Source organism: Aeromonas sp. 9A (assembly GCF_963900955.1).
GTDB classification, from domain to species: domain Bacteria; phylum Pseudomonadota; class Gammaproteobacteria; order Enterobacterales; family Aeromonadaceae; genus Aeromonas; species Aeromonas salmonicida.
On sequence record NZ_CAWRFG010000001.1, the window covers coordinates 2583749 to 2604224 of the forward strand.

At 59.0% G+C, this 20476-nt stretch carries 16 protein-coding genes; 8 read left to right on the forward strand and 8 right to left on the reverse strand.

Going from position 1 to position 20476, the window contains the following annotated elements:
• Nucleotides 1–15: 15 nt before the first annotated feature.
• The 4 genes from AACX78_RS12045 to AACX78_RS12060 all read left to right on the forward strand — a co-directional run bounded on the left by AACX78_RS12045 (nt 16) and on the right by AACX78_RS12060 (nt 3603).
• Nucleotides 16–1014, forward strand: a complete 999-nt coding sequence (locus AACX78_RS12045) for a Wadjet anti-phage system protein JetD domain-containing protein (protein ID WP_159166336.1) — start codon at nt 16–18, stop codon at nt 1012–1014.
• Between the two features lie 703 nt (nt 1015–1717).
• Nucleotides 1718–1858, forward strand: a complete 141-nt coding sequence (locus AACX78_RS12050) for a TIGR02808 family protein (RefSeq protein WP_005301193.1) — start codon at nt 1718–1720, stop codon at nt 1856–1858.
• A gap of 290 nt (nt 1859–2148) precedes the next feature.
• Nucleotides 2149–2706, forward strand: coding sequence for a YaeQ family protein (locus tag AACX78_RS12055; protein WP_201302842.1), 558 nt, complete (start codon nt 2149–2151; stop codon nt 2704–2706).
• Between the two features lie 12 nt (nt 2707–2718).
• Nucleotides 2719–3603, forward strand: a complete 885-nt coding sequence (locus tag AACX78_RS12060; RefSeq protein ID WP_159166338.1) for an AEC family transporter — start codon at nt 2719–2721, stop codon at nt 3601–3603.
• Nucleotides 3604–3644: 41 nt separating this feature from the next.
• Here the strand turns inward: AACX78_RS12060 and AACX78_RS12065 are convergent, their stop codons facing one another.
• From AACX78_RS12065 to AACX78_RS12080, 4 genes are all read right to left on the reverse strand, one after another.
• A complete protein-coding gene (locus AACX78_RS12065; protein WP_236556327.1) occupies nt 3645–4916 on the reverse strand; it encodes an MFS transporter in 1272 nt (423 codons plus the stop codon).
• Nucleotides 4917–4944: 28 nt separating this feature from the next.
• Nucleotides 4945–5715, reverse strand: a complete 771-nt coding sequence (locus AACX78_RS12070; protein ID WP_159166339.1) for an ABC transporter ATP-binding protein — start codon at nt 5713–5715, stop codon at nt 4945–4947.
• Nucleotides 5708–6760, reverse strand: a complete 1053-nt coding sequence (locus tag AACX78_RS12075) for a FecCD family ABC transporter permease (protein ID WP_159166340.1) — start codon at nt 6758–6760, stop codon at nt 5708–5710. The genes AACX78_RS12070 and AACX78_RS12075 overlap by 8 nt, the downstream gene beginning before the upstream one ends.
• A 119-nt stretch (nt 6761–6879) precedes the next feature.
• The gene (locus AACX78_RS12080) at nt 6880–7971 is read right to left on the reverse strand and encodes an ABC transporter substrate-binding protein (RefSeq protein ID WP_236556328.1); all 1092 of its coding nucleotides are present in this window, start codon (nt 7969–7971) and stop codon (nt 6880–6882) included.
• Between the two features lie 842 nt (nt 7972–8813).
• Between AACX78_RS12080 and AACX78_RS12085 the strand changes: the two genes are divergently transcribed.
• Complete coding sequence (locus tag AACX78_RS12085; RefSeq protein WP_159166342.1) at nt 8814–12032, forward strand: ExeM/NucH family extracellular endonuclease; 3219 nt, start codon at nt 8814–8816, stop codon at nt 12030–12032.
• A gap of 220 nt (nt 12033–12252) precedes the next feature.
• Here the strand turns inward: AACX78_RS12085 and AACX78_RS12090 are convergent, their stop codons facing one another.
• Nucleotides 12253–12792 (reverse strand): glycine zipper 2TM domain-containing protein, encoded by a 540-nt coding sequence (locus tag AACX78_RS12090; protein WP_159166343.1) that lies wholly within the window; start codon nt 12790–12792, stop codon nt 12253–12255.
• Nucleotides 12793–13280: 488 nt separating this feature from the next.
• Between AACX78_RS12090 and AACX78_RS12095 the strand changes: the two genes are divergently transcribed.
• Nucleotides 13281–13469, forward strand: coding sequence for a hypothetical protein (locus AACX78_RS12095; RefSeq protein WP_034523758.1), 189 nt, complete (start codon nt 13281–13283; stop codon nt 13467–13469).
• A 96-nt stretch (nt 13470–13565) separates the two neighbouring features.
• Here AACX78_RS12095 and AACX78_RS12100 read toward each other — a convergent pair whose 3' ends face one another.
• Complete coding sequence (locus AACX78_RS12100) at nt 13566–15092, reverse strand: YfcC family protein (protein WP_159166344.1); 1527 nt, start codon at nt 15090–15092, stop codon at nt 13566–13568.
• Nucleotides 15093–15705: 613 nt separating this feature from the next.
• Between AACX78_RS12100 and AACX78_RS12105 the strand changes: the two genes are divergently transcribed.
• Together AACX78_RS12105 and AACX78_RS12110 are read left to right on the forward strand one after the other, a co-directional pair.
• A complete protein-coding gene (locus AACX78_RS12105; RefSeq protein ID WP_159166345.1) occupies nt 15706–17328 on the forward strand; it encodes an acyl-CoA synthetase in 1623 nt (540 codons plus the stop codon).
• Between the two features lie 144 nt (nt 17329–17472).
• Complete coding sequence (locus tag AACX78_RS12110) at nt 17473–18987, forward strand: KAP family P-loop NTPase fold protein (RefSeq protein ID WP_159166346.1); 1515 nt, start codon at nt 17473–17475, stop codon at nt 18985–18987.
• 33 nt (nt 18988–19020) lie between these two features.
• Here AACX78_RS12110 and hisIE read toward each other — a convergent pair whose 3' ends face one another.
• A complete protein-coding gene (gene hisIE, locus AACX78_RS12115) occupies nt 19021–19656 on the reverse strand; it encodes a bifunctional phosphoribosyl-AMP cyclohydrolase/phosphoribosyl-ATP diphosphatase HisIE (RefSeq protein WP_159166347.1) in 636 nt (211 codons plus the stop codon).
• Nucleotides 19649–20422: an imidazole glycerol phosphate synthase subunit HisF gene (gene hisF, locus AACX78_RS12120; protein WP_159166348.1), complete on the reverse strand. Its 774-nt coding sequence runs from the start codon at nt 20420–20422 to the stop codon at nt 19649–19651. The genes hisIE and hisF overlap by 8 nt, the downstream gene beginning before the upstream one ends.
• Between the last annotated feature and the right edge of the window lie 54 nt (nt 20423–20476).

Genomic DNA, 20476 nt, shown 5'->3' on the forward strand with positions numbered 1-20476 from the left:
TAACAAGGAGCCGTGATGTCACTGTTTGATGAGGGCCGGGTACAGGATCTTTGTGCCCGCTTGCTGGACAAGCAAAACGAGAGGGGGTGCTCATTCGATAGTCAGCATGGCCGCGCCTTGCTGACCCTGTTGCAGGCGGTCGGCGGTGTTAAACCGCTCGGGCTCAGCGCCCGCTATATCCTGACTGACCCGGGCATTGACTATCTCACCAGGCAGCTGGCGCAAGCGATGCCACAAACGCTGGACAAACACGACAGCGTGCAGGCCCTCGGGTTGACGCTGCCGTCACTCCTCAATCAGGCCAGTTTTAATGCCCTCTGGCACGGGGATAGCAAACACCCGCGCAGTGACACGGTTCCCGACCAGGTGCCCATCGAGATTTTGCTGACGCAGGATGAGGTGATCCGCATGCGCACCCTGACCCCGCTGTCACTCATCGATCTGCACGGCCAACCGCAGGACATGACGCCGCTGATGATCCTTTTGGGGGAGCTGGCCTTGCCGGAGCGCTGCTTGTCCAGGCTGCAGGGCATAGCGTGGCAAGGGCGGCAGATAGTGACAGTGGAGAACAAGGGGGCTTTCGTGGATTACCCGCTGCAAGCCGGGGAGTTACTCATCTATGTGCCTGGCCGTAACACGTCTTTGGCAAGGCAACTGCTCCCGCTGCTGCCTTCGACCATTCCCTGGGCTCACTTTGGCGATCTGGATCAGCGGGGCCTGGATATTGCCGCCGAACTGGCCAATGCGGTCAACCGTCCCCTGGCACTCTGGTTGCCTTGCAATCTGATGGAGTACGTCCACCACTATGCTCGCCCTCTGACGCGTCGGCTGGAAGGCCAAAAGGGCAGCAGGGGAAAGACACCCTGGCGCGGCAGTCTTGCGATGGCTCAGCCAGACCAAGTGCTGGCCGCGGTATTTATGCATCTGATTGAAAGCCACTTGTGGCTGGAGCAAGAGGTATTGGTGACGTCCCCCTGCTGGCAGGCATGGCCATCGGGTGCGGCACAGTTATGACGCGGAAATAAAAAAACCGCCAGATAACAATCAGGCGGTTTTTTTATCGTGCCGACCCTTATTTCAGGGCTTTTTTCAGCTTCTTGATCTTGCCTTCGTGCTTGGCAATTTTCTCGAGGCGAGCGGCGATTTTCTTCTTGATATCTTTCTTGCTGGCTTTGGCCATCTGTGTTGCTCCTTTTGCAGTGGTGACACCCGAGGTGTCTGTGAGTCTGTCCATTGACGTCCCAGAGTGCCACAAGGTTGCCGTCTGGGCCAAGCTCTTGTTACATAAAAGTGTGAGTGTCAGCGGTAAAATAGGTCAATACTGCCCGGTTTCTGTCGGTGTATTGCTGTCGAGAAAGGCCCATTTTCGAGATGATTTCTGGCACGTTCCTCCACTCCCAGGAGTACAAACTGGCAGTGAATCCAGTGATCCAAGGTGATCTTCACGGCAGATGTTTGATCCGAACGCCTGCTGCCGGAGCCCTTTTTCCCACTTTTCCTGCTCTGGTATGGGGGCGCACGCTGACAATGGATGGAATTGTGACCATATTTCCCTTGGGCAAGGGCCAAATAATTGATCCAGCGCAAACTTGCCCCCTATTTATTACTTTGGTGGCATAGGACTCAGGCAACTGTTGGGTTCAAATAGCATTATCAGGAACGGGGAGATAACTCCGTCACGAAAGGGACACCCATTTCACTGGATGAAGGACACACAATGAGTCTGCTTGAACAAACCATCTGGACTGTATTGGGATACGGGGCCATGCCCTTTATCTTCCTGAGCGGGTTTGTGGCAGTGGCAGTGACCTGCTGCTTGCTGCTCAATGCCTTCGGGGTCAAGTCCGCCGAGAAGTGATCCGCTTCTTTCGTTCATACCGCCAAATGCCAGTCTTCGGACTGGCATTTGTTTTTCAAGGGGTTTCCCCTTGCCAGACGGCTCAGCCTGCCATCTGGCAAGGTTGTACGAATGCCATGGGCCGGTTGCTGTTTTTTAACGCTTTTTCGGCAGTGAACCGCGGAATATCGGCCAAATGCATGGCCAAGGTGGTCGAACCTGGCGCGGATTTTGATTACACTGGCGCGCAGTTTTTCCACTCTGGTTTGATCCGGTCCGGATTGACCACTTCAAGGTATCCAAGATTTTCTATGGCTCTCAAGGCAACCGTATTCAAGGCTCAACTCAGCCTGTCCGACATGGACCGCCACCAGTATCAGGACGTCTCCCTGACACTGGCCCGTCATCCCTCAGAGACCGATGAGCGCATGATGATCCGGCTGGCGGCCTTCGCCTGGCATGCTGCCGAGCGTCTGGAGTTCACCAAGGGTCTCTCTGCCGATGACGAGCCCGAGCTGTGGCGCAAGAACTATTCCGATGAGATTGAGCTCTGGATTGAGCTGGGTCAGCCGGACGAGCGTCGCCTGAAAAAAGCATGCAACCGCTCCCGTCACGTCGTGCTCTACCTCTACGGGGGCCGTGGCACCAGCGTCTGGTGGAAGCAGAATCAGGGCAAGCTCAGCCAGCACGAAAACCTCACAGTGATCGAGCTTTCCGACACACAGACACTGCCGCTCACCGCCATGGTGGCGCGCACCATGCACCTCACCTGCACCATCTCCGACTGTCAGCTCTGGGTCAGCAACGGCGAGCTGGAAGTGACGCTGGACCCCATACTGCTGATGGGGCCACCCGCCCGCGAATTGTAAACGGACCCGCTCATGTTCAGTGCGCTGCTCAATATTGTCATACCGGTGTTTGCCGTGGTGGGGCTCGGTGCCCTCTATGGTCGGTTGCGACCGGGCGGGGCCCTGGGTTACGTCAATCGGGCCAATATAGAGTTGTTCACACCGGCGCTGGTGTTTTCGGCGCTGGTCAAATATCCGCTGGCCTTGATGGCCCATCTGCCACTGATCGCGGCGGGGGTACTGGTGATCCTGTTGCCCGGACTCTTGCTCTCCCTGCTCAGGTTAAAGGAGATCAGCAGGCCGGCACTGATCCTGCCCGCCATGTTTCGAAACACAGGCAACCTCGGCATTCCGCTGATGGTGCTGGCCTTTGGCGAGCAGCAGCTCGGCGCCATCATCATATTGTTCGTGCTCTCCAACCTGCTTCACTTCTCGGTGGGCATGTTTATCCTCTCGGCCAACACTTCCCGCTGGCTCTGGCTGCGCAGCCCTGTGCTGTGGGCGGCCTTCGCCGGTTTGCTGGTGGCCAACTTGCAGATACCGTTGCCGGAATACCTGGTGACCAGCGCGACTCTGCTAGGCCAGATCTCGGTGCCGCTGATGCTGTTTGCCTTAGGTGTTCGGCTGATGGAGGGGGAGCTGGACCACCTTGGCCTGGCACTCAAATGCAACCTGCTTTACCTGCTGGCTGGCGGTTTGTCATTCGGGCTGGTGGTTTGGTTGTTGCCGCTACAGGCGGAGTGGTTACCCTTGCTGATGCTGTCGGTGGCGCTGCCCCCGGCGGTGTTGAATTACATGCTGTGCGAGCAGTACCAGTGCCAGCCGGAAAAAGTGGCCAGCATAGTGCTCGGCGGCAATGCACTCTCGGTGGTGGTGATCCCCCTGGCAGTCTGGCTGGCGTTGCATCTGAACAGTTGAACACCAGTCGTTAACATGGCCCGCAGTATCTACCACCTCTGTCATTCGGGCAGAGGCGAGCAGCCATGCTTGCCGGAGTGCAACTGAGAGTTGAGTCCGAATCCTGCCAGCACCCCCGTCAATGCCAGCAAGAGCCAGATGGCGGTGGCGGGACGGGTCCCCGCATCCCCCAGCATAAAACCGATCAGCAGGTTGCCAAAGAGCGCCATGCAGCCACCCGCACTGGCATAGAAGCCGTAGTAGCTGGCGAGCTGGTCGGGGGGCGCGTAGCGGGGCAACTGGGCGGCAAAGAGCGGGAAGCAGAGAATGGAGCCGAGCGAGAGCAGGGCTACCTGCGCCAATACCCCCACCGTCGGCCAGGGGGCCAGCAGAGGCAGGGCCAGATAGCTCAGCCCCATCAGTCCGATACCCAGCCCCATGGCCAGCGGCACACCAAGGTGGCGCTCCACCAAGCGAGATGCTGGCAGCTGGAGCATGACGCCGATCACCGCCGAGAGGGTGAAGACGCCGCCGAGCAGGTGAGTGGCGTCCGGCAGGCTCTGGATATGGGCGGGCAGGGCAAGATAGAGCTGATGGAACAGGATCTGATAGCTGCCCGCCAGCAGAGTGAACCGCATAAAGGGGCGCTGGCGTAGGATGTCCCGCCATTGGCGAAAAATGGCGCCGTGCGGGGTCTGGTTATCCACCGGGCGCTTGGGCAGCACCCGATACTGCAGCATCCCCAACAGAGCAAACAGGCTCGCCGCCAAGAGCCCGGTCAGGGCATAGCTCTGCTGGGTCAAGGTCAGGCCGACCAGGGGGCCGAGCAGCATGCCCGCCTGGCTGGCCAGATTGTGCAGGGCAAAAGCGCGCTGGCGCTGGCTCGGGGTGCTGCATTCGCTGGCCAGATAGGCCTGGGCGCAGGGGGTGAAGAGGGCCCCGGCAAAGCCGGTGAGGGCGGCCGCCAGCAGCAGTATGGGCAGGGACTCGGCCCAGCCCAGCAGCAGGAAGCCTAATGATCGCACCAGGCAACCCCAGACGATGGCGGTGTGATAGCCGATACGATCCCCGAGGGTCCCCCCCAGCAGAAACAGACCCTGCTGGCTGAATACCCGCATCCCCATGACCAGGCCACAGGCCCAGCCAGCGAGGCCAAGCCCGCTGCCCATGTGCTGGGCCAGGAAGGGCATCATCATGTAGAAGCCGAGATTGAACGCCAGGCCATTGATGATGAGCAGGCGGGCGGCCGGACTCATGCCCTGCCAGTCCCGCCAGTAGGAGGTGCGGCTCATGCGCTGTTCACCCAAGCGCCGGTTACGGGCAGTTGCCAGCATGCCGCAGGCGGTATCATGGTCGATCGCGTCATGATTGCCTGCGCAGGGTACGAAGGAAGGGGATGCCGCTCTGATCGTGGCTTATCTGCACCGGCACCTGATAAAGCCGCTCAATCAAGGCCGCATCGAGCACCCGGGCCGGTGGGCCGAAGGCTTGCAAGTCGCCATCCGCCAGCACGATAAGCTGATCGGCAAACTGGGCCGCCAGGTTGAGATCGTGCAGCACCACCAGGGTGATCCACTGCTGCTCCCGGGTCTGCTGGCACAGGTGCTCCATCAGTTGCATCTGGTGATGAAGGTCAAGGGCGCTGACCGGCTCGTCCAGCATCATGATGCGGGGATCCCGCAGCAGTACCTGGGCAAACAGCACCATCTGCCGCTGGCCGCCGCTTAAGGAGTAAAGAGGGCGATCCGCCAGATGGGCGATGCCAAGGGCCTGCAGGGCGCGGCCGGCCGCCAGTATGTCCTCGTCCGCCAGCCGCATGGAGAGGCTGTCGAGGCGTCCCAGTACCACCACCTCGATGACGCTCAAGTCCAGCTCCAGCTGGATGTTCTGGGGCATGTAACCAAATTGCTGGCGCCATTTGGCCTGTGTCATCTGGCGGGCGCTCTGGCCCCCCAGGCGGATGTCGCCGCCGGCTGGGGTCAGTTCCCCAAAGAGAGCGCGCATCAGGGAAGTTTTGCCGGTCCCGTTCGGGCCGATGATCACATGAACCTGCCCCGGGTGCAGAGTCAGGCTCAGATCCCGCAGCAGGGTTTGCTGCCCAAGGGAGAGGGAGAGTCGGGATATTTCAAGCACGTTTACGCCCCTTGCCGAGGATCAGCCAGATGAAGAAGGGCACGCCAATCAGGGCGGTGACGATGCCGATGGGAAAGAGGGAGCCGGGTACGATGGATTTGGAGAGCACCGAGGCTGCCGATAGCATGCAGGCGCCGCACAGGGCCGATAGCGGGATCAGGAAGCGCTGATCTTCCCCCACCAGCATGCGGGCTATGTGGGGGGCCACCAGTCCGACGAAGCCGATGACGCCGACGAAGCTGGTGGCGGTGGCGGTGAGCAGGGCGACCAGGATCAGGGTCTTCATGCGCAGCCTGTCCACGTTGACCCCCAGGCTCCGTGCCCTGGCCTCCCCGAGGCGCAGGCTGGTGAGGGCCCAGGCATCCCGGTAGATGAGCAGGGTGCAGATCAGGGTGACGCTGGCCGTGATGATCAGGGCATCCCAGGTGGTGCGCATCAGGCTGCCAAACAGCCAGAACATGATCTGCTGGTTGAGCTCGGGGGAGGAGAGAAACTGCAGCAGGGAGAGCAGGGACTGGAACAGGAACAGCAGGGCTATACCCGCCAGGATCAGGGTCTGGCTGCTGATGTTGCGCATCATGGCGAGGCCAAACAAGAGGCTGGCGGCAAACATGCACAGAATGAAGGCCCCGGCCGGAATGGCAATCAAGGGAGGGAGCCCGAGACCGCCGGTATAGAGCGCCAGTGCCGCGCCAAGCCCGGCCGCGGCCGCGAGCCCTAACGTGTAGGGGCTGGCCAGGGGGTTGTCCAGCAGGGTCTGCATCTGGACGCCGCCAAGCCCGAGCGAGGCGCCGACCACCAGGGCCATCAGGGCGATGGGCAGGCGCATATCAAAGACGATGGTGCGGGTCATGGAGTCCGCCTGGGCGGGAGAGAGCAGGGCATCGATCACCTCACCAAGGGGCAGCAAGGAAGGACCGGTGGCGATGTCGAGCACCAGGGTAATGCACAGTACCAGGGCGAGCAGCGCCAGCCAGTGCCAGCGACGGCGCTCTCGTTGCCGCTGACGGGTGAGTGTCTGCTGCAGGGCAGCCAAATCATTCATGATAACAATCCTGAAGCGGGCGCTCTCAGGGAGCGCCCGCAAGGGTTAAAGAGGGATGACGAAGAGGGACTTCCCCGACTCGGGTTGGGAAAGTCCGGCCCGTCAGGTTCAACCTGCCATTACTTGATACCCAGCATAAAAGTGCCCTGCGGGCGAATGGGCAGATAGGCGTGGTAGAAGCCCTGATAGGTGGCCAGGGGGTCGAGATCTTCGAACAAGTCGGGGTAGAACGCCTTGGCCATGAACTCGATGAGGGCGGCATCCATGATGCTGCGGGTGGCGCCGTGATAGACCGCATAGAGACGGCCCTGTTGTATGGCAGGCAGATCGCGCCAGCCCGGGCGGGCGGCAAATCCCTGCAGGCGGGCACGCACTGTCTGGGCCGAAATATCCTGACCGACCTGCATGGCCTGCTCGCTGCTCACGCTCTCGTAGCCTGCCATCAGAATGACCTCGGGTTTGCTCGCCAGCAGTTGCTCCGGGTGGATGGGGCCCCAGCGTTCGACAAAGGGGGCCGCGACGTTGTCACCCCCGGCCAGCAGGGCCATGGCGCCCCACATGTCCTTGCCATAGGTGTAACTGTACTCGACCGGTCCCTTGTCACCCAGCTCGATGTAAACACGGGGTGGCTGGCGTTTCGCCTTGGTGATGCGGGAGGTGATGGTCTCAATCTTGGCCTTGTACTCGTCGGCCATCTTGCGGGCGCGGGCCTCCTGGCCGGTCACCTTGCCAAGCAGCAGGGTGCTTGCCATGTGGCGTGAAAGGGTCTGGGCGTTGTAGTCGACCACCACCACTGGGATCCCCGCCTGCTCGAGGCGCGGCAGATCAGGGGCCAGGGCCTCGTATTGCCACTGGGCCAGGATCACAACATCAGGCCTGACGGCCAGGGTCTTCTCGATGGAGAAGCTCTGATCCTGCACGTTGCCAAGGTCGGGCACCTGGGCCAGTTGCGGCAGGCTGGTGACATAGAGGGACCAGATGGCGGGACGGGACTTGACGAACCAGCCACGAGACATGCCCACCAAGCGATCGGCACCACCTTCTCCGGCCACGGCCAGGTAATCCTCGGGATAGAAACCGAGCACGATGCGGCTGGCGGGCAAGTTAAGGGAGACCTTGCGGCCCATCACATCTTCCACTTCAACGGGGGCGGTTGCTTGTACCATCCAGCTCATCAGGGTGAGCTGACCAAGCAGAAGCAGCTTTGCCATGGGGTGACGAAACATCTTTGATAACCTCGGAGGGGGTGAACACCACAAAAAGAAGTGAGAACTATTGCTATTCACAATTCAAAAAGCAATGGGCTTTTGCATGGTCGGTCCTCTTTTTATGAGGGCTGTGTCCGCCAGGATAAAATACTGTTTCAATAGGCTCTCTTCTTCTCTGGTTAGATCATATTGTCAGCCATTTTCAGCTGGTTCGAACCAGCCCTTTTCCCGTTTTGGCGAGTGTTGATAAGGACGCAGCATGGTGGATCTTCCGTTCTGCAATCAAAGGAGGAGGGCATAGGTGTGGGTCGAGGAGGGGGGGGGCTATAAATCTGTTCATCATTAATAGAGCGATATTTTCCCTCGGCAAGCAGCCTATATATCAGATGCGGTCATGAGCCTCTGCATAGCCGTGTTTTTGTCATGGTGGTTGCTATTTCCTGCCAGATTTCCCTGTTCGCTCCCGGGTGATCCCCGGCGCGAGGGTATGAAAGCCGTGATGGCACCCTGTCTTCAAGCTGCTGTTTTTGCTTCTTATGTCAGCCTGTGTCGCCATGTTCTGCGCCGCAACGAGATATTGACGGCAGCAAATGCCACAACTTGTGCGATGGCAGTCAGATGATCCGATTATCCTTTTTATCCCATTATTTCCCGTCACCAGTTCGCAACAATTTTCTGTAATTGTTAGCCAGCTCGCGGCGGTGGTGCGGCCAAACGGGCAGAGTAGGCGCGATATTTGGCCAAGGGCCTATATCCGTTGTTTTTATACGTGCAATAAGGTGCTGCGGCCCGCATAACGCGGGGCGCCAATAACATATCTGCTAATAAGAAAAGGAACATTGGCTATGTCAGGAAGACACTCTCTGGTGGCGCTCGCGGTCGGGCTGGCGCTGTCAGGACAGGTACAGGCACAACTGCTGATCAGCGAATATCTGGAAGGATCCAGTAACAACAAGGCGGTGGAGCTGAGCAATCTGGGCGCGACGCCCGTCGACCTCTCTCAATACCGGCTGGCGCTCTATGCCAACGGCAAACCTCTCACCGATGCCCCCACCAATAGCCTGGCGCTGCAAGGCACCCTGGCCCCGGGCGCCAGCCTGGTGCTGGCCAATCCTTCCGCCAACGCCGAGATCCTGGCCAAGGCCAATCAGACCAGCAGCAACCTGGTGTTCAACGGTGACGATGCTCTGGTGCTCTATCGCGGCAGCGAGATAGTGGACAGCTTCGGGCAAGTGGGGGTGGATCCGGGCACGGCTTGGGTCTCCGGCAGCGTCTCGACCCTGGACATGACACTGCGTCGCAAAGCCACTGTCAATCAGGGCCGGACTGATGCTGCTGGCCCCTTCAATCCGGCGCTTGAATACGTGGCTGCCCCTAAGGATGACGCCAGTGGCCTGGGTTGCAGTGGCGATGGCCCCTGCGATGGCACTCTGCCCCCGGCCTTCGTCTGCCCGGTTGATCAGCTGATACCCGTGCCCGCCATTCAGGGCACCGGCAGCAGCAGCCCGTTGGTGCCGGCCGGCAAGTTTGAATCCGAGCAGGCCCATGCCACCCGTGGTGTTGTCACTCAGGTGGTAAGCGGCCTCTACAAGGGCTTCTTCATCCAGGACCCGCAAGGGGACGGGGACCCGGCCAGCTCTGACGGCCTCTTCGTCTACAGCACCCAGGCCAACAGCGCCATAGTACCGGGCGCCGAGGTGTGCGTCTCGGGCAAGGTGAAGGAGTACTTCAACCAGACCCAGATCAATGCCGATGAACTGGTGGTGACCCAGCCCATGGTGGCTTTGCTGCCGGCGGTGGATCTGGTGCCGGTGGCGGGTGAGACCCTGAACCAGCTGCTGGAGCGCCACGAGGGGATGCAGGTGCGGCTGGTACCCGAGTCCAGCCTGGTGGTGACCCGCAACTTCAGTTTCGATTACGACGGCAAGCGCAACAACCTGGTGCTCTCTTATGGCGCCCCCCTCATCAAGTCGACCCAGAAGTTTGCCGCCCTGAGCGAGGAGGCGAGCCAGTGGGCCCTGCGCAACCAGCAAAACCAGCTGGTGGTGGAGACGGACGCCAAGGCGCCGGATGGGGTGCTGCCCTGGTATCCCGCCTTCAATGCCGAAGATGGCTACCTGCGCATTGGCGACAAACTCAATGGGCTGGAGGGGGCGTTGGGTTACTCCTACAACCTGTTCCGGCTGGTGGCGAGCAACCGCATCGACAGCAGTGACATAGACCACAGCGGCTGGGACAGGGTAGAGACCCCCGAACTCGCTGAGGCGGGGGATCTGCGGGTCGCCAGCTTCAACGTGCTCAACTTCTTCACCACAGTGGTGGGCGGGGATGCCAACCCCACAGGGACCAATCGTGGCGCCCTGACAGTGGGTGAGTTCGAGAAGCAGCGCACCAAGATCGTCAGCGCCATCACCCGCCTCAATGCCGATGTGGTGGGACTGATGGAGATAGAGAACAACGGCTACGGCGACAACTCCGCCATCGCCAATCTGGTCGAGGCCCTCAACGCCGCACAGCCGGATGAAGCGGATCACTACCGCTGGATTGCCTCGCCCGATGGCCAGCCCATAGGTACCGATGCCATTACGGTGGGACTCATCTACCGGCCCGCCAGCGTGACGCCGCAAGGTGCCGCCAGCCTCATAGTGCTGCCGGTGCAGCAGGCCGAGGCGGTGGACGCCAGCGGCAAGCCGGTTGCCATCAATCAGGGCATGCGCGAATCCCTGTTGCAGCAATTCAGCTCGCCCAAGGGGGATGCGCCCCTGACGCTGGTGGTCAACCACCTCAAGTCCAAGGGGTCCGCCTGCTTTGAGGATTACCCCGACTACGCCAGCGCCGATCCGCTGGATGGTCAGGGCCACTGCAACGCGCTGCGGGTCTCCGCCGCCAAGGTGTTGGGGGAGAGCCTCAAGGACATGAGTGGGGATCTGCTGATCATCGGCGACCTGAACGCCTATGGCATGGAGGACCCCATCCGGGTGCTGACCAGCTATGATCCGGCGGCCCAGCCGCGCCAGATCATGAGTGCCTCCTTCACCACGCTGGCGGGCCAGCCTTTCGAAGAGAGCGGCAGCGCCCTTGGCAAGGGGTATGGTTTTGTGAACCTCAATACCCGCTTCCATGGTACCGACACCTACTCCTACAGCTATGAAGGTGAGCTTGGCAATCTGGATCACGCCCTGGCCAACCCCAGCCTGGCAGGCAAGGTGATCGGTATCGAGGATTGGCACATCAACTCCGCCGAGAGCAACTTCTTTGAGTACGGCAGCAAGTACACAGGCCAGCTGGCCAAATCGGACGGCCCCTTCAGCGCCTCGGATCACGATCCCGTGCTGGTGGCTATCCAGTATCCGCTGCCGCCTGCCGGGGTGATCAGTCTGGACAGCGCAGCCGCCAGCGTGGAGGAGGGCAGCGCCCTGAGCCTCACCGTCAGCCGCCGCGATGGCAGCCATGGCGAGGCCAGCGTGCACTACCGCATCGTCTTTGGCAGCGCCGATGCCAATGATGTGGCGCCACTGACCGGCACCCTGAATTGGGCAGCCGGCCAGAGTGACAGCCAGACCATCACTATTCCGGTGAAGAGCGACACCCTGCGCGAGGGGGATGAGACCTTCACCCTGGAATTGTTCGATGCGAGCGGCGCTGCGCTGGGTGAGCAGCGCCAGACCCTGGTGACCATCAAGGACAAGTTGGCGCCGTCCACCATTGCGCTGGCCCGCGCCAGCATGACGGTGAACGAGGGGCAGTGGTTTGCCGAAATCCCAGTGGTGCGCAGCGGCGATCTGAGCAAGCCGGCCCGTGCCCAGTTGGGCCTTGAGGGGATCACGGCGCGCTGGGGACTGGATTTCCTGCCCTGGTTCAGCCAGTCGGTGAGCTGGGCCGCCGGTGAGGGGGGCAACAAGTCCATCAAGGTGCTGATCCTGGATGACTGGTTTGTCGAGTCCACAGAGCAGTTCAAGGTGAGTCTGCGGCAGGTGCAGGGGGGCAAACCGGGCGCAGTGCAGGAGACCCTGGTCGATATCAAGGACAACGACAAGTCCTGGTGGCCGTTTGGTCGCCATTGATTGAAAAAGGATGAGCAAGGGGCCTGCGGGCCCCTTTTTGCTGGCCTTTTGACTGGCAAGGATGCGTGCAAGACGATCCTTGCCGGCAGTTGCCACCCTCTGAATTCAGGCTGCTGGCGTGTCCGATGCCTTGCTGGTGAGCAGCGCAGGAGCGTGCGCAATAAAAAGGCCCATCGCTATGATGGGCCTTCGTTTGGCGCAGGAGCCTGTTGGGTAAGGATCAGCCTTGAGTGCTGTCGATCACCAGCTTGCCATCCTTGACCGGTATGGTGGCGCCGGGGGCCTTGTCCATGCGGATGACCCCTTCCTGACCGGCGAGGCGGTAGGTGACGTCGTAGCCAAGAGTACGGGTACTGCTATCCTGCACCGTCTTGCAGCGCTGCTGCGTGGTGGTGTAGGTATCACCCGCCTGCATATTGCCCTGCACCTGATTGCCTGCGTAACCACCGGCCACGGCCCCCGCGGCTGTGGCTACCTTCTTGCCACTGCCACCGCCAAACTGGTTGCCAAGCACGCCCCCGAGCGCGGCGCCAACCACTGTACCCAGGATCTTGTTCTCATCCTGCACGGGTTTGCGGTGGGTCACAGTGACGTTGTGGCACTCCTGACGGGGTGTCTTGATGGTCTCGGTCACCGGCTTGCTGGCCAGTACCTCGGCAAATTGGGGCTTGGATGAAAACAGGGATCCGCTGGCTGCGGCCGACAATGCCAGCGCAGAGGCCACACCGATCCCGACACCTGCCAACATGGATTTGTTCATTTTGCGTTCTCCTGAAATGCATCACCTGATGCGGCTGTTGCTTGCCGCGATCTTGGCACAACCCAGGGGATGAACAAGGCGCGCACCGCTCAGGCACGACAGCCTCTGACTGCACCGAAAAGTCCCTCGTCAAAAAGGTGTCGGGCTTTAGCGACAAAGGCCGTGGAGGTCTGGCTGGGACGTGGGCATGTTGCTCTGGATCGGGTGGCGACGTTGCATTTTGCGATTCATATGGGCTCTTTTTATCCATTTTGCGTCAAGCCACTGCCGCGCCTGTCCCCTGACGCGGGCTTGAGCGGCTTGTCCGCGTGCACCAATTTGCGCGGCAACTGCTTGATAAATCGCTGTGATAAAGCGCTCCCCTTGCCGATAAGAGATCACGGCAAGCATTATGCTTGGTCTTTTGGCAAGAGAGTGAAAGGACGGTGATGAAGTGACACCGTCGTCATCGCGTAGCGAATGAAAGAGACAATCGGCAAGGGGGACTTATGTCGATGTTGCCAAGATGGATACAGCCGGCCGTACAGGCCCGGATTATCACCCAGCAGCAGGCTCAATTGCTGTTGGCATCCCTTTATCAACCCCTCTCCGAAGTAGCGCAGGAGCTGCCCGCCGACATAGTCGACATCAGCCTCAAGCTCTACTGTTTTCGCCAACAGGGCAGGGTGCGCCATTGATGCGCGAGTGAGAGGGCGTTTCTCCGAGCCGCTGGAGCCTGGCCGCATAGAGATCGCCCGCCACTGTGGGCCGGGCGCTCTCTGGTGAGGTCCGCCTCAGATCATCATCACCTGCACCACCAGCATCAGGGCGCCAAAGCCCAGCACGAAGCCCACCATGGGCAGTACGAACCTGACCCACTGGTTGAACTGGATGCCGAGCATCTGCAGGGTGACCAGCACCAGCCCGGTGGGGGCCAGGAACAGCATGGCGTATTGCCCCCAGTTGTAGGCCGACACCACTATGTAGCGGGGGATCATCACTGTATCCGCCAGCGGCGCCATGATGGGCATGGAGAGCACCGCCAGCCCCGAGGAGGAGGGCACCACCAGCCCCAGCAGGGTGAACACCAGCATCTGGGCCACTGCAAACACGGCGCCGTGCATGCCGGAGACCAGATCGGAGGCGTAAGCCAGTATGGTGTCCGAGATCATCCCCTGATCCAGCACCAGATTGACCCCGCGTGCCAGCCCGATAATCAGCGACACCGCCACCAGTTCGGAGGCGCCCTGAGTGAAGGCCTCGACCGCCTCTTTCTCCTTCAGTCCCGAGATAAACATGATGATGATGGCGACGGCGAGGAAGGAGGCCGCCATCTGCGGGAACCACCAGCCGGCCATGGAGACGCCCCACACCATGAGCGGAAAGGCGAGGATGAACAGGGTCAGAATGATCTTGCGGCGCAGGGTGAAGGGGATCCCTTCATCCAGAGCGCCCTCTTTGAGAAAACGGGCGCGGAAGCTGTCTCTGTCCTCATAGGTGTAGGAGAAAGCCGGGTTGGCCTTGATCTTCTTGCAGTACCAGTGGAGATAGCCAATGACCACCAGGGTGCCCACCAGACAGCCGACGGCGCGAAAGATCAGCCCCTCGGTGAAGGGAATGCCGGCGGCGTTGGAGGCGATCACCACAGAGAAGGGGTTGATGGTGGAGAAAGTGGTGCCCATGGAGGCGGCGAGGAAGATGGCACCCACGCAGACGATGGCGTCATAGCCGAGCGCCAGAAAGATGGGTACCAGTATGGGGTAGAAGGCGACCGCCTCTTCCTCCAGCCCGCAGGTGGTGCCCCCCAGCGCCATGACGACGCAAACCAGCGCCACGAACATGAATTCGTTGCCCCGGGTCTTGCGCGACAGCGCCACCAGGCCTGCGCTGAAGGCGCCGGTCTTGTTGATGACGCCGATGAGCCCGCCCAGCACCAGGATGAAGACTATGATGTCAGCCCCCTCTATGGTGCCCTTGACCATGCTGACCGCCACGTCGGCGAGTCCCTTGGGGGCCTGCGCCAGCCGCTCATAGGTGCCGGGAATGGCGATGGGCTTGCGGATGGTGCCGCTGGTGAACTGTTCCACCCCGATATTGATATTGAGTTTTTCAAGCTCGGCCTGGGTAGCGGGCACCCGGCTTATTTCTCCCTGCGGGCTATTGACCATCAGAGTGTCGTTGGCCGGGTTATAGGAGAGCTTGGAATAGGCCCCTGCCGGAATGATCCAGGTCAGGGCAATAGCCAGCAACATAATAAGAAACAAAATGGTAAAGGCAGTGGGAAATTGTCTGCGTGGCTGGGTATTCGGCTCGGCACACATAAATGCTCCTCGATAAAGCAGGTTCGGGCTCGGCGGAATATCGGGTCGACAGGGTTCCTTCGTCATGGGCAGGTGTGCGCAGGTCTACTGGTAATGGCGCACTCGTTGGCGAGAAGTCTGGCCTGATATTGGGTATGCGGTAGATTGTTTCACCATGTAACCATAACCTGCTGGTGTCGGGATGAATACGAAGCGCCGCTCGCTTTATGGGCTGGCTCACAGAATATATTGGCTGATGAAATTGTCGTGAATTGCAATGCCATGCCCATACGGAGTTATTATATTCAATAATTATCTCGATTCATTTGGTGGATATAATTGGCAACAATGCCATTGGCTGCAAATAAACATGTAAATAATGCATGGCAGCCCATGCCGGTTTGATAATGGATACATATTATTCAAGGCTGGCAATGCCCGGCATCATGACAGGCCTGACAGGGTGAAAACTCAGGCAGCGCCATCGCCTAAGACGTTTTGCTAATACCTGCCGCCATGGCCCTGCTGCTAGGCTGTCAGCCCCATAAGAGATCTGCGCAAGGGCATGATGCCGGCGAGATCTCCCACCCAATTCGATCCAGCCGCTTTGTGCCACCTGCGAGGAAGGAACCCGATGACAGAGCAGAACATCTACGAGGCCGGCCTTGATAAAAGCCCCGCCAATTTTGAGGCGCTGACCCCCATCAGCTTCCTGGCCCGGGCGGCGCGGGTTTACCCCGACTACCCGGCGCTGATCCATGGGGCTTTGCGTCAAAACTGGGCCCAGACCGAGCGGCGCTGCCGCCAGCTCGCCTCGGCCCTGCGTCGGCATGGCATAGGTGAGGGGGATACAGTCTCCATCGTCGCCCCCAATACCCCGGCGATGTTCGAAGCCCACTTCGGGGTGTCCATGAGCGGCGCCGTGCTCAACACGCTCAATACCCGGCTCGATGCCGAGTCCATGGCCTTCATCTTCCAGCATGCCCAGAGCAGAGTGGTGCTGGTGGACAGGGAGTTTGGCGCCCTGGTGCGCAAGGCGCTAGCCCTTGTCAAGACGCAGCCACTGCTCATCGCCATCGACGATCCCCTCTATCGGGAGGGGGAGCTGATAACCGAGCTCGACTATGAACAGTTTCTTGCCCAGGGAAACGGGGAGGAGCCCGGTTGGCTGCCGGATGACGAGTGGCAGGCGATTTCCCTGAACTACACCTCGGGTACCACGGGCAACCCCAAGGGGGTGGTCTATCACCACCGCGGTGCCCACCTGAATGCAATCAACAATGTGCTCTCCTGGGAGCTGCCCAAGCACAGCGTCTATCTCTGGACCCTGCCGATGTTTCACTGCAACGGCTGGTGCTTCCCCTGGACCCTGGCGGCCACCGCCGGGGTGAGTGTCTGCCTGCGCCATGTGCAGGCGGGGGCCATCTTTGATGCGCTGCGCGAGCACAAGGCGAGCCACTTCTGCGCCGCGCCCATCGTCCTCAACATGCTCAACAACGCCGACCCTGCGCTTAAATATGGGCTCAATCACCCCATCAAGGTGATGACGGCGGGGGCGGCGCCGCCCGCGACCGTGATCGCCGGCATGGAGGCGATGGGGATAGCCGTGACCCATGTCTATGGCCTCACCGAAACCTATGGTCCCTGCGTGCTGTGTGAACCCCAGCGAAGCTGGCGGGGGCAGGATGCCACTGCGCTCTCCCGCCTCAAGGCGCGCCAGGGGGTGGCATCCCCGCTGCAGGGGGAGATGCGGGTCATCAACCCGGTTAGCGGCGAGCCTGTGCCCCAGGATGGCAAGACCCTGGGGGAGATAGTGCTGCGCGGCAACCTGGTGATGAAGGGCTATCTCAAGAACCCGGATGCCAGCGCCGAGGCGATGGCGGAGGGCTGGTTTCGTAGCGGCGATCTGGCGGTCTGGCATCCGGACGGTTATGTGGAGATCAAGGACAGATCCAAGGACATCATCATTTCGGGCGGGGAGAACATCTCCAGCCTGGAGGTGGAGGACGTGCTCTATCGCCATCCCGATGTGGACGAGGTGGCGGTGATCGCCATGCCGGACGAGAAGTGGGGGGAGGTGCCCTGCGCCTTCGTGAAACTCAAGGAGGGCAGGGAGCTGGGCCAGGCCGAGCTGATTGCGTTTTGCCGTGAGCAGATGGCTCACTTCAAGGCCCCCAAGCGGATCATCTTCACCCCGCTGCCGAAAACCTCTACCGGCAAGGTACAAAAATACATGCTGCGCCAGCAGCTGGGGTAAGGGCTGGCGGTCACTGTCATGTGAACGTTTGAGTTGGCGTCATATTGCCCTGAGGGTGATATGGCGCCAAATTTGTATGTTCATCAAACTCTTTCGGAACTCACTCTGGTAATATCCTGCTCAATATCGAGACAGGGAAACATTATGACGCTTGCAGCATTTAATTGGGGTGAGCCACTTCCATGGGATGGCCCAGGAGCCATTGAAGGGATGGCGGAAACTCTCGCGGGAGATCGACTGGACCGCGCTAGCTATGCCGAGTTTCTGACCAACTATCTGGCGGCCGAGGGCAAACAGCGCAACTATGTGCTGAACCTAAATGCCGAGTGGGGGGCGGGCAAGACCTGGTTTATCAAGCGCTGGTATATGGAGCTTAAAGCGCACTATCCCACTGTCTATATCGATGCCTGGCAGCAGGACTTTTCCGATGATCCCTTGTTGACGGTGATCTCATCGATTATTGACCAGCTAAAGCATATTGCAGGTAAAGAGAACCCTATTCCCGAGGGTATGCGTCAGCGGCTACTGGGATTGTTTAAGGTAGGCGGCAAACTGGCCCTGAAAGCGGCCATCAAGAAAGCTGGACTGGAAGAAGACGATTTCTCTCTGGAAGGGGAGGATGCCAATCAGTTGGTCGATGCCCTTTGCAGCAATCAGAAAGAGCGTTATGAATCTATCCAGTATCTCAAAAAAGAGATAAGGCAATGGGTTGAGGGGGCTGTTGGTTTAAGTGAGAAGAAACTGGATTACCCAGCATTTATCTTGATTGATGAGCTGGACCGTTGTCGCCCTTCCTATGCAGTAGAAATGCTGGAAACGATCAAGCATATATTCGATATCCTTGGAGTGGTGTTTGTACTGGCAACGGATACTGAGCAGTTACAGCATGCAATCAAAGTAATTTATGGTGAAGGCTTTGATGCAGAAAGCTATCTTGGGCGATTCTTCCATCGACGATTTACGCTAGGCAGTATCTCTCGGCGCGATTTTATTCAACAGGCAATAGTAGATAAAAAATTACAATGCACGAAAATTAATGTATGGCCAGAGGTAACTGATAACCACGTATTGGTAAATATATTTACAGCTGTTTGTGATTATTTTTCATTGAGTTTAAGAAAAACAGAGCAAGTATTGGATAGGACGATCGCTTCAATCTTTAATTATGATGGAGGTACATTGAACTTGATTTTTCTTGTTTATTTATTTTCTCTGCGTGAACAAAGCCATGAAGATTATAGAGCTGTAGCAGATGGTAAAATGTCTGCAGCACATAGTATTCCTAAGCTAAAAGGTTTCATTGACCTAATGAATGAGTATGAGGATCATCATTTCTCATGCCTTATAAAAGTTAAAAGTTCTATGGGGGAAAAGATCGAAATAATAAATGATGGGTTATATAAGAATCACTTTGAAGATAAAGAATGTACTCTTTCTTTAAGGAGTGTTTTAGCTGCTTCATATCAAAACATGTTAAGACCAAATTTAAATTATAATTACTCGTACCCCCTTATAAAACTAGTGAAAGAATTTTCTAATAGGGTCCGGGAGTTAACAATAGAAGAAAATTCAATTTTGGCAGAAAAGGAATTATTTCAATTGGAACCTTATCTAATAACATATAAGAATTTAGTAGAGCTAGCAGTTCATCTTGATTAAATAAAGCCGGGATAACCCGGCTTTATAATCAGATTATTTATTGTGCCGCTCATACAGGCGCTGCACCACGTCTTTGAGGCCAAGCCCCTCGTTTTGCAGCAGGACTGTGAGGTGGTAGAGCAGGTCGGCGGATTCGTTGATGAGCTCCTCCCGATCCTTGGCCATGGCGGCCAGTGCCACTTCAACACCTTCTTCACCCACCTTCTGGGCGATGCGCTTGGTGCCCTTGCCGTACAGGCTGGCGGTGTAGCTGGTGGCCGGGTCTGCGCCCTTGCGCGATGCCAAGATCTGCTCAAGCTCTGCCAGGAAGCCGAGCGGCGGCACAGGGTGGCCGTCGAAGCAGGAGGGCGTGCCCAGATGGCAGGTGGGGCCGACCGGATTAGCGGCGATCAGCAGAGAGTCCTGATCGCAGTCGGTGCTGATGGCGACCAGCTTGAGCACATGGCCCGAGCTTTCGCCCTTGGTCCAGAGACGCTGCTTGCTGCGGCTGAAGAAGGTGACCTGACCTGTGGTTTGGGTTTTTGCCAGCGCTTCGCGGGTCATGAAACCCTGCATCAACACTTCGCCGCTGGCGGCATGCTGGACGATGGCGGGGATCATGCCATCACACTTTGCCCAGTCCAGGCGTTCAATCAGCGGTGCCTGGTTTACAACATCTTGATTACTCACGGATGGCGACTCCTTCATTTTTCAGCCAGCGTTTCAATTCGGGAATGGGGATAAGGCCCTTGTGGAACACGGAGGCGGCCAGGGCCCCGTCCACGTCGGCGAGGGTGAAGGCATCACGAAAGTGTTCCATGGCTCCGGCGCCGCCGGAAGCGATGAGAGGCACCTTGCAGACGGCGCGGACCAGCTTGAGCTGCTCGAGGTCGTAGCCCTGACGCATGCCATCCTGGTTCATCACGTTGAGCACGATTTCACCGGCGCCGCGTTTTTGCGCCTCCTGCACCCAATCCAGGGTATGCCAGGCCGTGGTGCGGGTGCGGCTCTCGTCACCGGTAAACTGCTTGACCTGATAGTGACCTGTGTCGGCATCGAAGTAGGAGTCGATCCCCACCACCACACACTGCACGCCAAAGCGCTCCGCCAGACGGGTGATGAGGCCGGGATCCGCCAGGGCCGGTGAGTTGATGGAGACCTTGTCGGCGCCAAATTCCAGGATCTGGCGGGCATCATCAACGCTTTTGATGCCACCGGCGACGCAGAAGGGGATGTCGATGACTTCCGCCACCCGGCTCACCCAGCTCTTGTCAACGACCCGGGCATCGCTTGAGGCTGTGATGTCATAGAACACCAGCTCGTCGGCCCCTTCTTCTGCGTAGCGGCGGGCGAGTTCGACGATACCGCCCATCACTTCATGATTTCGAAATTGCACTCCCTTGACCACGACGCCATCTTTGACGTCCAGACAGGGGATAATACGCTTTGACAACATGCTCGTTGCTCCATGTAACGCACGGTTAAAAACATCGTTATTGCCGGATGACGC